The sequence below is a fragment of the Veillonella parvula genome, assembly GCF_024461875.1.
GTDB lineage: Bacteria > Bacillota > Negativicutes > Veillonellales > Veillonellaceae > Veillonella > Veillonella parvula_I.
This window is the reverse complement of the sequence record NZ_JANGAL010000019.1, coordinates 1-680: the sequence shown is the minus strand read 5'-3', so window position 1 is coordinate 680 and position 680 is coordinate 1. Positions and strand designations below refer to the sequence as shown.

Sequence of the window (680 nt, the reverse complement as noted above, 5' to 3'; positions counted from 1 at the left end):
TGTGGAAAGAGAACAGGATAAAGGTCATATAGGAGATCAGGAGCTACCGCCTGAAGAGGACCCTTCTCGTGAACTAAACAATGTACAACATGAAGTCAATAGTTTAACGGAACAAGATGCGGAGGCGGATGAAGGATTGTGGGGTGAAATAGATTCATTATGTGAAAAATGGCAGTCTGAAGCGGAAGATCAAACTGAGGCGGAGATAATAGCCGACAGGATAATTGGAAATAGCCAGAGGATGGCGAACCTCAAAATTCGTCGTACAAAGTTCAAAAGTGTCTTGTATCATATACTAAAGGAACTAATTCAATCTCAGGGAACCGTAAAGGTTTATCGCGGTAGTAGTTTTTCACACGATTCGATAAAGATAAGCTTACATTATGAAGAGCAGCATATTACAGCCGTATGGGTCTACTTGACAGTAAAATTTGAAGAGCATTGGAAGCCTGTTGATGTAGAGGTCGAGTTTAGATGCAAGTTCAAGGAGCGAAAGGTGGATGGGTAGGTTATATAGGGATATAGCACAGAGATATATAGCAAAGAGATACTTTTGAGCAATGTTTCAGGGCACAGTATTCGCGGTGTAGTAGTTACGGTGCGGTGCGTTTTTGGATTTTTCAAAGTGCGTCTTCAAAGCGCTTTTGGTTTTCAAAGCGCTCTGAAGTTCCTATACTTTC

Annotated in this window: 1 protein-coding gene; it reads left to right on the top strand. The window is 41.5% G+C overall.

The window, feature by feature from the left end:
• Positions 1–508: hypothetical protein (locus NE668_RS10560; protein WP_256196760.1), on the top strand; the 508-nt coding region annotated here is incomplete at its 5' end.
• Positions 509–680 lie beyond the last annotated feature (172 nt).